This is a genomic window from Couchioplanes caeruleus (assembly GCF_003751945.1).
GTDB lineage: Bacteria > Actinomycetota > Actinomycetes > Mycobacteriales > Micromonosporaceae > Actinoplanes > Actinoplanes caeruleus.
Genome location: NZ_RJKL01000001.1, coordinates 88,940 through 105,249, shown reverse-complemented (window position 1 = coordinate 105,249; position 16,310 = coordinate 88,940). Strand labels below are relative to the sequence as shown.

Genomic DNA, 16,310 nt, shown 5'->3' with positions numbered 1-16,310 from the left:
GTCAGGCCGGCGGCGGTCGCAGCGGCAGCGTGACGGTGAAGGTGCTGCCCTGGTCCAGCTTCGACTCCACCGCGAGCGTGCCGCCGTGCTCCGTGACGATGGTGCGGACGACGGCCAGGCCGAGCCCCGAGCCTGCACCGCCCGGTCCATGGCGTTGGCCGCGCGGTGGAACGGGGTGAACAGCCCCGGCAGGTCCCCGTCCGGGATGCCGATGCCGGTGTCCGTCACCGCCACGACCGCGCGGGCGCCGTCGGCGCCACCTCCGCGTGCACGGCCGCGGCCACGGCGGCGAGGTCCTCGGGGACGGCGTCAACGGTGGTCGTGCGCTGGCTCGGATCGATGCAGTACGGCGGTGTTGGCGTCGCGGGCGCGCTCAAGCCGGGCGGTCCGACCGGCCTGTGCGACCCGCAGCCGGTCACCGACCACGAGCTGGACGACCACGACCGCGCCGAACAGCGTCAGGAGGGGGTGATGAAGGCGGCGTACGCCCGTCGGCGCATGGACATGTCAGGCGCCCGGGAGGGTGAAGGCGATGGTGGTGCCGCCGCCGGGTGCCCCGTCCGCCCAGATGTGCCCGCCGTGGCGCTCGACGATGCGCTGGCAGGCGGCCAGGCCCACGCCGTGGCCGTGGTCGGCCACCTCGCCGAGGTTCGCCTTCTCCCGGCGGCAGGGTTCACTGCCGGCCCGGGCATAGGTCAGCAGCGCCCGGATGACCCAGGGGGTTGGCGGCGTACGTGGGGTCGAGGCTGGCGTCGGGCACATAGGTGAACTCGCCGGTCTCGAACCGTACCGCGCACATCGAGTCGGTCCGGGCGGAGTCGGCGCCCGTGAAGCCGGTCGTGGTGAGCTGGCACTGGCGGTGCTCGTCGATGAGGTTCAGCGTCGCGGTGGGCACGCCGGCGATCATCGCGGCCACCCGGACGACCGCCTCGAGCTCGTCGTCGGCGGGCGCGTCGAGCAGGCGATACTCGTGCAGCGCCGCCAAGCGCCGCCGCTCGTCTGCGCTCACCGGCCGCCGTCCTCCCGTTACATGGTCCCGACGTGAGGCATTTCGGCACGGATGGCCGGGATCTGCACTGGGGCTCGACGCACGGATAGTGCACAGACCTGTGAGCTTCCTGAAAGTTGTTACCGATCCGTAACCATTGATGTTCGCGTACGTGTGGTGACGGTCACATGTGACTTAGCTGACCCATGTGTCCAGAATCGACACATCTTTTACGGCCGCTCGGAAAAAGTCGTGACTGTACGTAACCGCTTTTGTGTCGGGCACGTTACCGACGGGTAGCGGAGCCTCTTGTTCCCGTCACCCGGTAGAGGCAACATTCCCCCCACGTTCAGACGGCCGCATTGACGGGTCTCACTTCCGGACCGACCAGGAGTCGACCGCGATGCGGACCGCATGGGGCCGGGCCGTTCCCATTGTGTACGAGGAGGATCCGTGAAGGATGCGCAAGGCGATCCGGCTTACGGTCGCACCAACTGGCGCCGTTTCGCCGTAGCGGCGGCGGTGCCCACCGCGGCCGCCGGTGCCTTGGTTTTCGGGATGGCCAACGGGGCGTTCGCCGCCTCGTTCACCGTCTCAGGTCAGGCGTTCAAGATCTCCGCCGACCGGCTCGAGGGCACGGGCTTCGCGCAGTACGGCGGCTTCGACGAGACGAAGGACGGCAAGAAGATCCCCGTCGCCGTCTCGGGTATCGCCTCCGCCGAGCTGTACAACCTGTGCCAGTCGGTGAAGACGCCGGGGCTGCCCATCGTGCTCACCATCCGGGCCGGTCGCGACGCCGCCAAGCCGGCGAAGGCCACCGACCTGGTGCTCGGTGTCAGCGAGCTCAGCGGTGACGCGAAGTTCACCGACATCAACATCGGCCAGGACGCCAGCACGCTGGGACTGGGCGGCAAGAACGCGCACGGCGAGAAGGGCGGGTTCGGCCAGGAGGCCAAGGCCGTCACCATCACCGGTCTGAAGCAGACGGCCGTGTCCACCACGGCGGGCACGTTCACGCTGAGCGGGCTGAACATGAAGGTCAACCTGCCCGACTCCAACGGCAAGCCGCCGGCGGAGTGTTTCTGACGCACGATCCGAGGCCCGCGGAACGCACCGTCCGCGGGCCTCACCCATGCCGGGGGCGGCTGAGCACCACCTGAATCGGAGGAGTACGTGGCAACACCAAGGACCACGGCCGGCGGCGGCTTCCGCCACTGGCGGCGCACCCGGCCATTCTGGGGCGGTCTCCTGTTTCTGCTCTCCGGGTTGGAGCTGTTCCTCAGCGCCAACCTGACGCTGGGCGATCTGCAGGTCCACTTCGGGCCGGAGGGCTTCCTGTCCTATCTGCTGCCCTTGCTGCTTCTGCTGTGCGGGCTGCTGACCTGGTTAACGCCGGGCCAGCGGATCTTCTACGGCATCCTCGGGCTGCTGACCGCGGTCTACTCGCTGATCGGGCTCAACCTGGGCGGCTTCGCCGTCGGCATGCTCATCGGCATCCTCGGCGGCGCGCTCGTGCTGGCCTGGACGCCGCAACGGCCGCAGCCCGAGATCCCGATCCCGGCCGACGTCGACGAGGCCGCCGACCCCGCCGACCCGGACGGCGATGCGGCGCAGCCGCGGACGGCGTACGACGAGCCGGCGCCGCAGGACCGGGGGCCCGACCCGGACGAGACCGCGGTGCTGCGCCCGGCCGGCCACAACGGCCAGAACGGAATCGTGCCCGGCTTCCAGGGCGGCGAGGCGCGCCCGGACGACGACCCGGGCCAGCAGCCCCGGCCGTTCGGCGGCGTGCACCGCAAGGCGCTCGCGATCGGACTGGTGCCGCTGGTGGTGGGCGCGATCGTCGTGACGAGCGGCCGGACTCCGGCCCGCGCGGACGAGGAGTGCCCGGAGGGACTGCCGTCCCGCCCGGCCGCGGCCGCCAAGAAGGAGGCCGCGCGACAGTCGTCCGCTTCACTCTCCCCTTCCGGGTCCGCCGCGAAGGCGAAGACGGCCACGACCAAGACCTCCGCGCCGCAGGCGGCCCGCCGCGGTGCCACCCCGTCCTCGCCGAGCGACAGTGCGCCGGCGAAGGCGGACGACGCCGAGGAGGGTGACGGGGAATCCGGCAACATCATCGTCGAGGGCTGGAACAACCTCGTCGACGGCGTCGGTGACCTGCTCGGCCTGGGCGACGACGACGCCGCGGACGCGGCAGAGGCCACGGAGGAGGCCGGGAAGGCCGAGGAGGCCGGCGAGCCCAGCACGCCGCCGTCGGCCCCGCCCGCACCCGCACCCGCGCCGTCCGCCCCGGGGCCGGCCGAGCCGGCCGAGCCGACGACCCCCGGCAAGCCGGCCCCGGACGCCTCGGACGACCCGGCCCCCGGCACGCCCACGGGCTCGGCGAGCGCTTCCACGCCCGCGTCGGCCGCGCCGACGCCGAGCCTGCCGGACATCCCCTGCCTGGGTCCGCGCGTCTTCAAGGTCGCCGGTCCGGACGACGTGCCGACGGTGTCGCTGGGCGGCGGCATCCTCGAGAGCAAGTCGCTGACGATGTACAACTCGACCTACGACGGCGTGAGCGACCTGCCGACGGCGGAGGGCACCATCAAGGCCCTGAAGTTCAGCATGAGGAAGACGGTGACCAAGCCGTTCCAGCTCACCGTCCCCGAACAGAGCGGGGCCAGCACGGTGATCAACAGCGACGAGCTCATCACCGAGGGCAACGTCCGCTTCTACACCCCGAGGTTCCAGGGCAAGCTGTTCGGCCTCATCCCGGTCACCTTCACCCCGGACAAGCCGCCGCCGCTGACCCTGCCGATCCTGTGGTTCACCGACGTGAAGATCCAGTTGGCCTTCGTCCGCTGCGACACCCTCACCGCCGAGCCGCTGAAACTGACCGAGAAGTCCTAGGACGTACGCTCCGCCCGGCGCTCGCGCCAGCCGCGGACGACCTCGTCGGCGTCCAGTGGCGGCAGCAGCACCGGCGGGCCGTCCAGCAGGCCGGCCCGCGCCTTGCGCAACTGCTCGTTGAGATCCGCCACGTACCGGCGCACGTCCGCCTCCGACGTGCGCCGATCGACCGTCTCCCGCAGGTCCTCGGCCTCGCGGCGCAGCGCCAGCGTGGGCGGCAGCGCTCCGGAGGTGGCACCCTCGCGGCGCAGCCATTCCTTGATCCACCAGTCCTCGTCGTACTCCCGGCCGTGGTCGCTCAACGGCTTGCCGGCGCCGGGCAGGTCGTCGAACTGCCCCTGCTCCTGGGCCTCGCGGATCTTGCGATCGATATGCGACTCAGAGCCTTCCCGCGGCGGAGAACCGAAGCCAGACCCCCTTGAACAGCCCACCATGACCAACACTTTACGAGCGCCCGGCACAGCTACTTTACGAGCGCCCGGCGCTCCTCCCGGCGCCGGCGGGCTTCCTGCGGATCGGTGACGGGCACCGCCGCCAGCAGCTCGCGGGTGTACGGATGCTGCGGCCGCTCGTACACCTCGGCGACGTCGCCCAGCTCCACGACCGTGCCGGCGTGCAGGACCGCCACCCGGTCACAGATCCGGCGCACCACGGCGAGGTCGTGCGACACGAAGACCAGCGTCAGGCCGAACTCGCGCCGGACGTCCTCGAGCAGCGCCAGGACCTGCGCCTGCGTGGTGACGTCGAGCGACGACACGGGCTCGTCGCAGACGATCAGCCGGGGCCGCGGTGCCAGCGCCCGGGCGATGCCGACACGCTGGCGCATGCCGCCGGAGAGCTGGTGCGGGTAACGGTCGTACGCGTCCGGGGTCAGGCCGACGCGCACCAGCAGGTCCTCGACCGTGGCGCGGGGTGCCGGCTCACCGACCAGGCGCAGTGGGTCGGCGATGCTCTCCCCCACCGTGCGACGCGGGTTGAGCGAGGACATCGGGTCCTGGAAGACCATCTGCACCGAGCGGCCCCGCCGGCGGGCGACGTCCGTGCCGGCGAAGGTGATCGTGCCGGCGCCGGGGCGGATCAGGCCCACCATCATCCGGGCGAGCGTGGTCTTGCCGGTGCCGCTCTCGCCGACGACGCCGAGCGTCTCACCCTCCCGGACGTCGAGGGTGACGTCCGCGACGGCTCGCACCGGTGCGGGGCGTCGCAGGGAGCGGCGGCGCCGCTGCGGAAAGTGCTTGTGGACGCCGCGCAGCCGCAGCAGCGGCTCGCCCTCGATCGTCCGCGGCGGTCCGGGCCGGGGCACGGCCGCGAGCAGGGCCTTCGTGTACGCGGCCCGCGGCGTGGTCAGCACGGTGGCGGTGGGCCCCTCCTCGACCGCGACGCCGCCGCGCATGACCACGACCGACTCCGTGGCCCCGGCCACCACCCCCAGGTCGTGGCTGATCAGCAGCAGGGCGGCACCGGTCGTGATGCGGACCTCGTCGAGCAGGTCGAGGATCTGTGCCTGCACCGTGACGTCGAGGGCGGTCGTCGGCTCGTCGGCGACGATCAGCCGGGGACGGCAGGCCAGCGCCATGGCGATCAGGGCGCGCTGGCGCATGCCACCGGAGAACTGGTGCGGGTACGCACCCGCGCGCCGCGCCGGCTCCGGGATGTGGACCCGGCCGAGCACCTCGACCGCGCGCTCCCGGGCGGCCCGTCGGGTCGCGCCGGTGTGCAGCCGGTACACCTCGGCGATCTGGTCCCCCACGGTGTGGAAAGGGCTGAGCGCGGTGAGCGGTTCCTGGAAGACCATCGCGATCCCGGCGCCGCGGACCGCCCGCAGCCGCTGCTCGGTGGCGGTGGTGAGGTCGGTGCCGTCGAAGTCGATCCGCCCGCCGAGGGTGGCGTCGCGGTGCAGGCCGAGCAGGGCCAGCGCGGTGGCGCTCTTGCCGGAGCCGGACTCGCCGACCAGGCCCAGGGCGCCGCCCGCGGCGAGGTCGAACGAGAGGCCGTCGACCGCCCGGGTCGCGCCGAAGCTGATGCGCAGGTCGCGCACCGACAGCAGGGTCATCGCAGGTGCACTCTCGGATCGACGGCGGCGTACAGCAGGTCGGCGACGGCATTGGCCACGACGACGAGGAAGCCGGTGAGCAGGGTGACCCCCACGACGACCGGCAGGTCGATCTGGTTGACCGCGCCGACGAGGAGCCGGCCGACGCCCGGCAGGCCGAACACGGTCTCGGTGAGCACGGCGCTGGCCATGATGGCGGCCACGTCGACGGCGGTGAGCGTGACCAGCGGCACCAGGGCGCCGCGCAGCGCCCGGCGGAACACGATGCGGCGCTCGGTGAAGCCGTACGCCCGGGCCGTGCGCACGTGATCCTCCGCGAGCGTCTGCCGCACCCCGGCGCGGGTGAGCCGGGCGTACGCGGCGGACTGGATCACCGCCAGGGCGATCCACGGCAGCAGCAGATTCTGCGCCCAGGCGAGCGGATCGGTGCCGAACGGCACGTACGTGGGGAACGGCAACCACTGCAACTGGACGCAGAAGAGCATGAGCAGGAAGATCCCGACGAGGAAGACCGGGACGGCGTAGCCGGCGAGCACGAGGCCGTTGACGAACCGGTCGAGGACGCGGAAGCGGCGCAGCCCGGAGAGCAGCCCCGCGCCGATGCCGACGACGAGCGAGAGGACCTCGGCCCCGAGCGCCAGCGACGCCGAGACGGGCAGCCGGTCGGCGAGCAGCGCGGTGACCGGCTGGTCGGTCTCGAAGGAGTAGCCCAGGCATGGCGCCGGGCAGCGCCGGACCTCCGGCCCGGCGGGATAGTCGCGGCCGAGGACCAGCCCGCGCAGGAACTCCCCGTACTGGGCGACCACCGACCGGTCGAGACCCATCGCGGCGCGGACCTCGGCGAGGCGTTCCGGGGTGCAGCCCCTGCCGCAGGTGAGCACGGCGGGATCCTGCGGGGCGAGATAGAACAGCCCGTAGACGACGACGGAGAGTCCGAGGAGGACGAGCACGGCGCCGCCGCCGCGGCGCAGCAGGTAGCCGATCACCGCAGCAGCTCGCTCTGGCGGGGGTCGAGGACGCGACGGACGCCGTCGGCTACCAGCACGAAGGCCAGCAGGGTGAGGAAGAGCAGACCGCCGGGGATCCACACGTACGCGGGGTCGGCGCGGAACCACGTCGTGGCGCTGGAGAGCATCTGCCCCCAGGACGGCGTCGGCGGCCGGACCCCGACGCCGAGGAACGACAGCCCGGCCTCGGCGATCATGTTGGCGGGCAGCACCAGGGCCGCGTACGCGAGCACCGGCGCGGCCAGGCCGGGCAGGATCTCCCGGCGCGCCACCCGCAGCGGCCCGGCCCCGGAGACGCGGGCGGCGGCCACGTAGTCGCGGGTCTTGAGCGACAGCGTCTCGCCCCGGGTGATGCGGGCCATGCCGCCCCAGCCGAGCACCGCGATCACCACGGCCAGCAGGGCCGGACGGGGCCAGCTCTGCGGCACGATGGCGAGCAGGGCGATGGCGAGCACCAGGCTGGGGAACGCGAGCACCAGGTCGGCCAGGCGGCTCAGGGCGGCGTCCGCCCACCGCCCGCCCAGACCCGCGGCGACGCCCAGGCCCACCCCGAGCAGCAGTTGCAGCAGCAGCGCCGAGACCGCGACGCCGAGGGAGACGCGGGCGCCGTACACGACCCGGGCGAAGAGGTCGCGGCCGGTGCCGGGCTCGACGCCGAGCCAGTGCTCGCCGCTGATTCCGCCGAAGCGGCCGATCGGCACGCCGCCGCGGGCGGAGTCGAGCAGTTCGCTGTGGAAGGTCGTCGGGTCCTGCCCGGACAGTGCGGTCAGCAGTGGCGCGATCAGGGCGACGAGGACCATGATCGCGGCGACGACCGCGCCCGTGAGGAAGGCGCGGTCGTCGAGCAGGCGGCGCAGGACGGTCACTTGACCGAGATCCGGGCCAGGTCGTAGGTGCCCCGCCAGCCGTCCGGCACGGCGTTCTTCACGTTCTTGCCGTACAGGTAGACGTCCTTGGGATGGGTGAGCGGAAGGACCAGGGCGAGCTTGCCGAGCTTGGCGTCGAGGGCGCCCCAGCGCGACGCTGCGGCGGCCGGATCGGTCAGCGCGTTGATCGCGTCGATCTCGGCGTTGACGGCCGGGTCGTCGTACTGGGCGAGGTTGAAGTTGCCGCCGGCCTCGATGATCTGGCGGCCGTCGAAGATGGGAATCAGGAACGGGCCGCCGGAGGGCCAGTCGGCGCCCCAGCTCTGCAGGGACAACGCGGGCTGGGTGGATGGCTTGCCGGTGACGTCGCGGTAGGTGGCGCTGTCGATGGCGTTCAGCGTGACGGTCACGCCGGCCTGCTTGAACGCCTCCTGCACGGCGGCGGCGACCTTCGGGCCGAGGCCCTGCGCGTCGTCGTTCTCGTGGGCGAGCTCGATGGCGAGGCCGCTGTGCCCCGCGGCGGCGAGCAACTCCCTGGCCTTGGCCGGGTTGCCGGTGTCGCCGGCCGGGAAGTAGTCGTACGGCTGGTGGCCCAGGGCTGTCTGCGGGGGCAGGAAGGTGGTCGAGGGGCCGGCGACCGCGCTGCCGCCGAGCGCGTTGACGACCGAGGTGCGGTTGATCGCGTACGACAGCGCCTGGCGCACCCGCACGTCGTCGAACGGCTTCTGCGTGGTGTCGAAGGCGAGGTACGTGGTCGACGGGAACTCGCCGCGGGCCACCCGCCGGTCCAGCTCGGACCCGGTGCCGAGCTGGACGAGCTGCTCGGGTCCGACGACCGCGTCGGTGGTGACGGCGTTGGCGTCCGCCCCGGCGCCGGTGCTCAGCCGCTGGTTGATGACGGCGGCGTCGAGGCCGGCGGTCACCTTGATCTTGTCGGGGCAGGCGTACCGCAGGGTGTCCGACGAGCGCTTCCAGTGTGGGTTGCGGACCAGCGAGAGGGTCTTCTTCTGCTCGTACGCCTCGACCATGTACGGCCCGGACGAGATCGGGTGCTTCTCGTAGCCGACGCCCTTGTCCTTGCCCTTGGGCACGGGCGCGAACTGCGTGGCCGTGGCCAGGAACGGGAAGTCGCCCTCGGGCTTGCGCAGCCGGAAGACGATCGTCCGCTCGTCGGGCGTCTCGATGGCCTTGAGCCCCTCGGGCTGCTTGTAGGGCCCCTGGTATCCGCTGGCGTCGGCCAGCCAGTCCCGCAGGTAGGGAGCGCCGCCGGGCAGCTCGGGCGCGAACGAGCGCTCGATGCCGTACTTGACGTCGGCGGCGGTGATCGGCGTGCCGTCCTCGAAGAGGATGTCGTCGCGCAGCTTGTAGGTCCACGTCCGGGCGCCGTCCGACGGCGTGCCGAGGTCGGTGGCCAGGTCGGGGGCGGGCTTGGTCCCGGCATCGCCGGGCAGCCGGTTGCGCGTGGTGAGGGTGCGGAACAGCAGCGACGGGATGTTGCCGCCGCCGGAGGTGTAGAGGCGGGCCGGGTCGAGGTGGGTGATGCCGCCCTGGTTGAGCACCGACAGTGTGCCGCCCTGGCAGGTTGCGGGGTCGAAGGCCGCGGAGGAACCGCCGCCACCACCGCCGCCCTGACAGGCGGAGAGGGCTCCGGCCATCAGCGTCGCGGCGAGAACGAGGGACACGTGTCTGCGCATGGCCCACCTTACCTACTTTCCTGCTAGGCAATGCAAGCCGATCGATATCAGGGGAGACGCTACCCACAATCCCTATGGGTGCGATAGGATTCCGGACCATGATGCCGCTGACGGAACGGGCCGCCGAGATCCTCCTCGCCGGCAGTGCGTTCGCCCCCGCACGGCCGGGCTTCGTCGGTGCGGCCGTGGACCTGCTGCTGTCCCAGCCCGGCCTGCCCGGCTCGCTGACGGGATCTCTGGTCGAGGAGCGGCCCCGGCTGCGCCACGGCTATCTGACGGCGCGATCGCCCCGGGTCGCCGTCGTGAGCGGGCCGCCGTCGCCGGGCATCGACGCGGCCCTCGCGCGCCTGACCGACGACCTCGCGCTGCCGCTGCCGCTGTTCGGCGGCCACGGCCTGGCGATCCTCGAGGAGGCGTCGGACACCGTCGACCCGGCCGCGCCGGGCGCCTCCGCGGCGTGGGCCACCGCGGGCGTGCGCGTCGCCCTCGAGGCGGGTCTCGACGAGGACGGGCTGCTGGGCCTGCGCCGGCGCTGGGCCCTGGCCCACGCGCTGGCGCCGGTGCTGGCGGCCGCGTTCGCCAACTCCCCGCTGCGGCACGGGCGGCCGACCGGCTGGCGCAGCAACCGTCAGGCCCTGCGGCGGCTGCCGCCGTGCACCGCCGACCCCCGCGCGGACTGGGCCGCCCGGGTGCTGGACGCGCCGGTGGCCCGCACCTCGCGGACCTTCCGCGAGTGGACCCGCTCCGCGTCCGGCCACCGCCCGGGCCTCGCCGGCCTCGGCCGCCACCTGCGGACGTTCCGGCCGCCGATCGCCGCCCGGCGGCACCTCGAGATCGACGTGGCCGACCGCCAGCCGGGCGCCGGTTGGCGGATCCCGATCGCGGTCACCGCCGCGCTGATGGACGACCCGACGGCGGCGGCCCGGGGGCTGACGGCCGTCGAGCCGCTGCGGACCACGCCGGGCCTGTGGGAACGCGCGTCCCGCGACGCCCTGACCGATCCCCTGCTGGGCGTGGCCGCGCGGTCATGCTTCGTGGCGGCGTACGAGGGGCTCGCCCGGCTGGGCGCCGAGCGTGAGCTGCGGGACGCGGTGGCGACCTTCATCGAGCGCTACGTGATGCGCGGCCGCTGCCCTGCCGACGACATCCTGGACCGCGCCACCGCGCCACACCACCGCTGAGCTGGGCTGCGGCCGCCCGGGCCGTAGGCTCTCGGGCGTGGATGACCTCGCGTACGCCCGGGCCCGGGCGGCGGAACTCGGCCCGCGGTTCTGCCTGACCTTCGTCAAGGGCGCCGACGAGCGCACCGCCCTGGCCCGGATGGGCGCGTACCCGGACACCGTCGCGGAGCGCACCGGCGCCGAGCTCGACGGCGCCGCCGCCGCGATCGGCCTCGGCCGGTGGAGCGTGGTGATCGAGCCGGGCGGCGCCCAGGGCGCCGACCACGTGCTGCTGGAGGCGGTCTCCCGCGGCACGGAGGCGCTGTCGGTGCTGCGCGACGACGCGGCGTCGCCCCGGTTCACCTATGCCGTGGCCGGCACCACGTCGGTCGCGTTCGACCCGGCGTACCCGTCGCCGGAACTCACCTGGGGCGCCGACCCGGAGCTGCTGCGGCATCTGATGCGGGCGATCGGTCTGCGGGAGCCGGCCGGCGAGGACGAGGAGACGTGGCGCGACGCCGAGGCCAGGGCGATGGTCCTGGCCCAGCGCCTCACCGGCGCACGGATCCCCGAGGACCCGCTCGGCGTCTCCCGGCTCTCCGCGCGGATCGAGCCGTGGTTCGTCGGCCCGGCGCGTCCCGGCGACCTGCTGCGTCCCGGTCGCCGGTTCGCCGAGGTGTTCGCCGCGGTGGATGCGGCGGGCGAGGAGCGCCGGTGGGAGGTGGCGGTCGCCCAGGTTCGCCGGCTCGCCGGGGCCCTCGGCGTCGCGGACGCGCCCGGCCTCTCCGAGGCCCTGGAGCAGGCGGCGCGCGGGGCCGGGCGGCCGGTCACGATGGACTCGGCGCTGGGCCGCGAGGTGCGGCGCTGGCTGGAGGGACCCCCGACGGAGCTGCGGACGCTCGCGGTGGCGCTGCGGGGCGTGCTCGGCCGCGACGCCGTCGTGGCGCTGCGGGCCGCCCTCCGGCCGCTGCTCGCCGGGCCCGGCGCGGAGGAGATCCAGGCCGGGACCGTCGCCGCCCTGCGGGCCCCCTAGCTCGTCGGGACCTTCTCCGCTCCGCTCAGGATGCGGAAGCGGGCCTTCTCCATGCCGGAGACGTACTTCTTGATGGCCGGGTTGGAGGTCGCGTACCCGAGGCCGTCGACCTTGAGGTCGTAGCGCCGGACGCCGCCGGAGCGGTCGCCCTTGATGAACGCCTGGATCTCCTGGAAGACGCCGTTGTCGACGCGCTTGAGCATCGAGGTCAGGATCCGGCTCTTCACCTTGCCCTCGGCCGAGGCGTACTGGTCGCTGTCGACGCCGATCGCCCACACGCCCTGGGCGGCCGCCACGGCCTCGAACGAGCCCTGGCCGGAGCCGCCCGCGGCCGAGTAGACGACGTCGGCGCCGTCGTCGATCATCGCCGCCGCGGCGGCCTTGCCCTTGTCCGGCGACCCGAAGCCGCTGAAGTCCGGCGGCTTGGTCAGGAACCGGCTGTCGACCCGGATGCTCGAGTCGACGCTCTTCGCGCCGGCCTCGTAGCCGGCCCAGAACTTGCGGATGACCGGCACGTCGACGCCGCCGATGAAGCCCACGCGCCCGCTCTTGGAGGCCAGCGCCGCCGCCACGCCGACCAGGAACGAGCCCTGCTCCTCGGCGAAGATCAGCGACACCACGTTCTTCGCCTGCACCGAGTCGTCGTCGATGATGGCGAACAGCCGGTCCGGGTGCTCCGCGGCGACGGTCTTGACGGCGCCGGCGTAGAGGAAGCCGACGGCGATGATCGGGTTGCTGCCGGCCTGCACGAGCTCGCGCAGCGCCGCCGAGCGGCCCTCGTCGTCCTCGGACTTCGTGGTGACCTCGGTCGCCTGGACGAGCAGGTCCTTCTTCGCCCGGTCGATGCCCTGGCCGGCCGCGTCGTTGAAGCTCTTGTCGCCGCGGCCCGCGTGGTCGTACGCGATGCCGACGTGGATCGCCTCGCGGCCGAGCCCGATCAGCTTGGTGTCGGTCTTGTCGTGGACCGGCGCGGCGGTGCACGCCGACAGCGTCGCGACGGCGGCGGCCAGCAGGGCGGCGGTGATCCTTCTACGCATCTGCATCCTCAGTACCGGAACTGCCCGACGGCGTCGCGCAGCGTGGTGGACATGCGGGTCAGCTCGGCCGCGGCCTCGCGGGCGCGGGCCACCTCCGCCGAGGTGACCGAGGTCGCGGCGGCGACGGCACGGATGTTCTCGGCGATGCTGGCCGTACCGCTGGAGGCGGCCACGGCGCCGCGGCTCATCTCGACGGTGGTGGCCGTCTGCTCCTCGACGGCGCCCGCGATGCTGGTCTGGTAGTCGCTGATGCGGGCGATGACCCCGCCGATGTGCCCGATGGCGACCACGGCCGCCTCGGTGTCGCCCTGGATCGCCTTGACCAGGCCGTCGATCTCCTCCGCGGCCTTGGCGCTCTCCTGCGCGAGGTCCTTGACCTCGCCGGCCACGACGGCGAAGCCCTTGCCGAGCTCGCCGGCGCGGGCCGCCTCGATGGTGGCGTTCAGCGCGAGCAGGTTGGTCTGCTCGGCGATGCTGGTGATCAGCCGTACGGCGTCACCGATCGCCGACGACGACGAGCCGAGGTTGGCGACGGTGCCGTTCGCGGTCTCGGCGGCCGCGACCGCCTCGGCGGCGACGTTGGCGGCGTCCGTGGCGTTGCGCGAGATCTCCTGAATGGAGATGCCCATCTCCTCCGAGCCCGACGCCATCGTGTCCACGTTGCGGTTGACGTCCTCGGCCGCGCCGGCGACCAGGTCCGCCTGCAGCGACGTGTCACCGACGCTCTTGGCGAAGGCCGCCGAGACGGCGTCCAGGTCCGCGGACGTACGGGTGAGCGCGTCGGCCTGCACGGCGACGTCGGAGACGATGGCACGGACCGAGTCGACCGCCTGCCCGAGCGCGGCGGCCATCTGACCCACCTCGTCGTGCCACTTGCTCTTCGGCGTCTCGGTGAGGTCACCATTGGCCACCCGGCGCAGCGCGTCACGGGCGGCGCCGACCGGGCGCACGATGCTGCGGGTGACGACCCACGCGGATCCCGCGCCGAGCAGCAGGGCCACGATGGTCGCGATCCCGATGACCCACTGCGCGCGCTCGGCGTCGTCGGCGGCGACCTGCACGGCCTGGACGCTGCGGGCGTCCACCGAGCTGGCGAGCTTCTGCGAGTGGACCATGATCCGGTAGTAGCTGTTGAAGCTGTCGTTGATGGCGATCTGGTCGGCGTTCCACAGCGCCTGCGGGGTGCCCGGCTTGTACGCGGCCACGAGCTTGTCGTTGACCGCGACGTAGGTGTCCAGCTCGGCGCCGACCTGCTGGAACAGCTCCTTCTCGGCGCCGGTGAAGGCAGCGGCGTCCACCTGGGAGAGGAACGTCTTGAAGGTGTCGCGCTCCTGTTGCCAGGCCTTGAAGGCGACCGAGTCGCCGCCGATCGCGCGTCCCGCGCCGAGCCGGTAGATGTCGTTGATGTAACTCGCCTGCCAGCCGTTGAGCGTGGCGGCGTGGGTCTTGATCTCCTCCGCCTGCCGCGTCAGCACCTCGAGCCGCCGGACGTCGTTGGCGGACCCCCGCTGGGCGACGATCGTGGCGAAGCCCATCGCGGCGACGCCGAGCAGCAGCACGAGGACAGCGGCGAAGGTCCCGAACAACCGGGTGCCGATAGAGAACCGCCGCACGTGGTCATCCCTCCGCTTGGGTGACGGCGCATAGCTGCCGCCCTTTCTCCGATCGGCACCCGGTCACCGCGGCTGAGGGCTTGAGCCGATCTCACGGCGCGGCGCCCGGAGCGGGGTGATCCTGCGTGCCACCCGGTTCCGGACGCCGTTGCCGGTACCGGCGTCGTCAGTCGTCGTTGACGCAGCTGGCGGCGGTGCTGGCGATGCCGAGGATCGCGAGGCCGTTGCCGCAGACGTTGACCGGGATGTGCACCGGGATCTCGACGCTGTTGCCGTTCAGCAGGCCCACGTTGGTGTTGCCGTTGTGGTCGTCGTCGTCGTGCGCGCTCGCGGGTCCCGCACTCAGCACGAGTGCCGCGGCGGCTACACCGGCGCCGACTGCCAGACGTTTGACCAGTTTCATGTCGTACCTTTCGCTCTTTTCCGACAGATGCCAGGACTCACCGTAGTTCCGTTATCACAATCGGTGGTCATTTCGGCGGTACAACCCTCTGGGGGGATGTCTGCTACGGTCGGCACTGGTCATGAGTGCCAGCGACAAGCCCCGGCTAGCTGGCCGGCAACCCTTGCGTCCGCGATGGGGTGCCCCGGGTGAGGACCGGGCCGGCGTCGATGACGACGCGGGCAAGCGCGGGCCCCGGCGGGGTCCCCGACCCCGTGGAGGTTCCTGTGATCTTGACCGTGCGACACGACCTGGACGTCGTCGACCCCAACGCCAACGTGGCACTGGCCAACGGCGAGAGCATCCGCTTCGCCCACCTGGACTATGCCGCGTCGGCACCCTGCGTGCGGGCCGCCGCGGACGCCGTGGAGGGCCTGCTCCCCTGGTACGGCAGCGTGCACCGCGGCACCGGCGTCCGCGCCCGAACCTCGACGCTGGCGTACGAGCGCGCCCGTGAGCGGGTGGCCGCGTTCGTCGGCGCCCGGGCGAGCGACGCCGTCGTCTTCACCCGCAACACCACCGACGCGCTGAACCTGCTCGCCCGCGCCCTGCCCGCCGGCACCACCACGATCGTCTTCGACGGCGAGCACCACGCCAACCTGCTGCCGTGGCCGCGGCAGTTGCGCCTGGCCTGCCCGGAGACCCCGGACGCGGCGGTGGAGGCCGTGGCGAAGGCGCTCGCGACCGTGCGCGGACCCGCGCTCGTCGCGGTGACCGGCGCCAGCAACGTCACCGGGGAGGTGTGGCCGGTGCAGCGCATCGCCGCCGTGGCGCACGCCCACGGCGCCCGGGTGGCCGTCGACGCCGCCCAGCTCGCCCCGCACTCCCCCGTGGTCCTGGCCGACCTCGGCGCCGACTATGTGGCGTTCTCGGGGCACAAGCTCTACGCCCCGTTCGGCGCGGGTGTGCTGGCGGGCGCGGCCGACTGGCTGGACGCGGCCGAGCCGTACCTCAGCGGCGGCGGCGCCAGCGCGACGGTCGGCGACCGACCGGGCGAGGTGACCTGGGCGACCGGGCCGGCGCGGCACGAGGGCGGCACCCCGAACCTGCTGGGCGCGGCGGCCCTCGGCGCCGTGTGCGCGGCGCTGGGACGCGCCGACCGGGCGGCGCTGCACGAGCGGGAGCAGGAACTGCTGGCGAGGCTGCGCACCGGGCTGGCGTCGGTGCCGGGTGCGGTGGAGGTGACCGCGTTCCGCGGGGCCGCGCCCCGGGTCGGCATCGTGTCGCTCGCCCTGCCGGGCCGCGATCCGGCCGTCGTGGCCACCCAGCTCGCCGACAAGTACGGAATCGGCGTGCGCGCCGGGCAGTTCTGCGCCCACCCGCTGACCCGCAGGCTCACCGCCGACCGGGCCGCCGCGCCGTGCGAGGCCGGGTCCCCGAGCCTGCTCCGCGTGAGCTTCGGCCTGGGGACCCGCGACGACGACATCGACCGGCTGGTGTCCGCCCTCGCCACGCTCACCGCGGCCCGTTCGTAGCGCACGGCGTCCGGTGCGCGGCCCCGGCCCGGCGAGCCGACCGGCCCGAA

At 73.1% G+C, this 16,310-nt stretch carries 17 protein-coding genes and 1 riboswitch; of the genes, 5 read left to right on the top strand and 12 right to left on the bottom strand.

Going from position 1 to position 16,310, the window contains the following annotated elements:
* Window position 1: 1 nt before the first annotated feature.
* From EDD30_RS40165 to EDD30_RS00465, 4 genes are all read right to left on the bottom strand, one after another.
* Entirely contained in the window at window positions 2-100 is a 99-nt protein-coding gene (locus EDD30_RS40165; protein ID WP_280526208.1) for a hypothetical protein, read from the bottom strand.
* A gap of 124 nt (window positions 101-224) precedes the next feature.
* Window positions 225-377, bottom strand: a complete 153-nt coding sequence (locus EDD30_RS40160) for a hypothetical protein (RefSeq protein WP_170047726.1) — start codon at window positions 375-377, stop codon at window positions 225-227.
* Between the two features lie 130 nt (window positions 378-507).
* Window positions 508-639, bottom strand: coding sequence for an ATP-binding protein (locus tag EDD30_RS39660; RefSeq protein ID WP_211353732.1), 132 nt, complete (start codon window positions 637-639; stop codon window positions 508-510).
* 34 nt (window positions 640-673) lie between these two features.
* Complete coding sequence (locus EDD30_RS00465) at window positions 674-1,009, bottom strand: hypothetical protein (protein ID WP_244945050.1); 336 nt, start codon at window positions 1,007-1,009, stop codon at window positions 674-676.
* A gap of 432 nt (window positions 1,010-1,441) precedes the next feature.
* Between EDD30_RS00465 and EDD30_RS00460 the strand changes: the two genes are divergently transcribed.
* Window positions 1,442-2,074, top strand: coding sequence for a DUF6230 family protein (locus EDD30_RS00460; RefSeq protein ID WP_071810118.1), 633 nt, complete (start codon window positions 1,442-1,444; stop codon window positions 2,072-2,074).
* 87 nt (window positions 2,075-2,161) lie between these two features.
* Window positions 2,162-3,880, top strand: coding sequence for a DUF6114 domain-containing protein (locus EDD30_RS00455; RefSeq protein WP_071810117.1), 1,719 nt, complete (start codon window positions 2,162-2,164; stop codon window positions 3,878-3,880).
* On the opposite strand, the gene EDD30_RS00450 is transcribed toward EDD30_RS00455, so the two are convergent.
* From EDD30_RS00450 to EDD30_RS00430, 5 genes are read right to left on the bottom strand one after another with little or no spacing between them, the layout of a single operon-like run.
* Entirely contained in the window at window positions 3,877-4,314 is a 438-nt protein-coding gene (locus tag EDD30_RS00450) for a DnaJ family domain-containing protein (RefSeq protein ID WP_071810116.1), read from the bottom strand. The genes EDD30_RS00455 and EDD30_RS00450 overlap by 4 nt on opposite strands.
* A 29-nt stretch (window positions 4,315-4,343) precedes the next feature.
* Complete coding sequence (locus tag EDD30_RS00445) at window positions 4,344-5,933, bottom strand: dipeptide ABC transporter ATP-binding protein (protein ID WP_071810115.1); 1,590 nt, start codon at window positions 5,931-5,933, stop codon at window positions 4,344-4,346.
* Window positions 5,930-6,919, bottom strand: a complete 990-nt coding sequence (locus EDD30_RS00440; RefSeq protein ID WP_071810114.1) for an ABC transporter permease — start codon at window positions 6,917-6,919, stop codon at window positions 5,930-5,932. The genes EDD30_RS00445 and EDD30_RS00440 overlap by 4 nt, the downstream gene beginning before the upstream one ends.
* Window positions 6,916-7,806, bottom strand: a complete 891-nt coding sequence (locus tag EDD30_RS00435) for an ABC transporter permease (protein WP_071810113.1) — start codon at window positions 7,804-7,806, stop codon at window positions 6,916-6,918. Before EDD30_RS00435 ends, EDD30_RS00440 begins: the two co-directional genes overlap by 4 nt.
* Window positions 7,803-9,500: an ABC transporter substrate-binding protein gene (locus tag EDD30_RS00430; protein WP_071810112.1), complete on the bottom strand. Its 1,698-nt coding sequence runs from the start codon at window positions 9,498-9,500 to the stop codon at window positions 7,803-7,805. The genes EDD30_RS00435 and EDD30_RS00430 overlap by 4 nt, the downstream gene beginning before the upstream one ends.
* A gap of 98 nt (window positions 9,501-9,598) precedes the next feature.
* On the opposite strand from EDD30_RS00430, the gene EDD30_RS00425 reads away from it, so the two are divergent.
* Together EDD30_RS00425 and EDD30_RS00420 are read left to right on the top strand one after the other, a co-directional pair.
* The gene (locus tag EDD30_RS00425; protein WP_244945049.1) at window positions 9,599-10,681 is read left to right on the top strand and encodes a glutamate-cysteine ligase family protein; all 1,083 of its coding nucleotides are present in this window, start codon (window positions 9,599-9,601) and stop codon (window positions 10,679-10,681) included.
* A gap of 37 nt (window positions 10,682-10,718) precedes the next feature.
* Window positions 10,719-11,693, top strand: coding sequence for a DUF6461 domain-containing protein (locus tag EDD30_RS00420; protein ID WP_071810110.1), 975 nt, complete (start codon window positions 10,719-10,721; stop codon window positions 11,691-11,693).
* Here EDD30_RS00420 and EDD30_RS00415 read toward each other — a convergent pair.
* The 3 genes from EDD30_RS00415 to EDD30_RS00405 form a co-directional block, all read right to left on the bottom strand.
* Window positions 11,690-12,730: a BMP family lipoprotein gene (locus tag EDD30_RS00415; RefSeq protein ID WP_071810120.1), complete on the bottom strand. Its 1,041-nt coding sequence runs from the start codon at window positions 12,728-12,730 to the stop codon at window positions 11,690-11,692. The genes EDD30_RS00420 and EDD30_RS00415 overlap by 4 nt on opposite strands.
* Before the next feature lie 8 nt (window positions 12,731-12,738).
* On the bottom strand, window positions 12,739-14,343 hold the full coding sequence (locus tag EDD30_RS00410) for a methyl-accepting chemotaxis protein (protein ID WP_071810109.1): 1,605 nt from the start codon (window positions 14,341-14,343) through the stop codon (window positions 12,739-12,741).
* Between the two features lie 166 nt (window positions 14,344-14,509).
* The gene (locus EDD30_RS00405) at window positions 14,510-14,746 is read right to left on the bottom strand and encodes a chaplin (RefSeq protein ID WP_071810108.1); all 237 of its coding nucleotides are present in this window, start codon (window positions 14,744-14,746) and stop codon (window positions 14,510-14,512) included.
* Between the two features lie 117 nt (window positions 14,747-14,863).
* A riboswitch (SAM riboswitch) is annotated at window positions 14,864-14,980 on the top strand.
* Window positions 14,981-15,012: 32 nt separating this feature from the next.
* Here EDD30_RS00405 and EDD30_RS00400 point away from each other — a divergent pair.
* Window positions 15,013-16,260, top strand: coding sequence for an aminotransferase class V-fold PLP-dependent enzyme (locus EDD30_RS00400; RefSeq protein ID WP_425321266.1), 1,248 nt, complete (start codon window positions 15,013-15,015; stop codon window positions 16,258-16,260).
* Window positions 16,261-16,310 lie beyond the last annotated feature (50 nt).

Excerpts from the sequence above, each read along its gene's own strand:
- EDD30_RS00405 (WP_071810108.1), bottom strand. The coding sequence starts at position 14,746 with ATGAAACTGGTCAAACGTCTGGCAGTCGGCGCCGGTGTAGCCGCCGCG.
- EDD30_RS00445 (WP_071810115.1), bottom strand. The coding sequence starts at position 5,933 with ATGACCCTGCTGTCGGTGCGCGACCTGCGCATCAGCTTCGGCGCGACC.
- EDD30_RS00425 (WP_244945049.1), top strand. The coding sequence starts at position 9,599 with ATGATGCCGCTGACGGAACGGGCCGCCGAGATCCTCCTCGCCGGCAGT.
- EDD30_RS00430 (WP_071810112.1), bottom strand. The coding sequence starts at position 9,500 with ATGCGCAGACACGTGTCCCTCGTTCTCGCCGCGACGCTGATGGCCGGA.
- EDD30_RS00450 (WP_071810116.1), bottom strand. The coding sequence starts at position 4,314 with ATGGTGGGCTGTTCAAGGGGGTCTGGCTTCGGTTCTCCGCCGCGGGAA.
- EDD30_RS00415 (WP_071810120.1), bottom strand. The coding sequence starts at position 12,730 with ATGCGTAGAAGGATCACCGCCGCCCTGCTGGCCGCCGCCGTCGCGACG.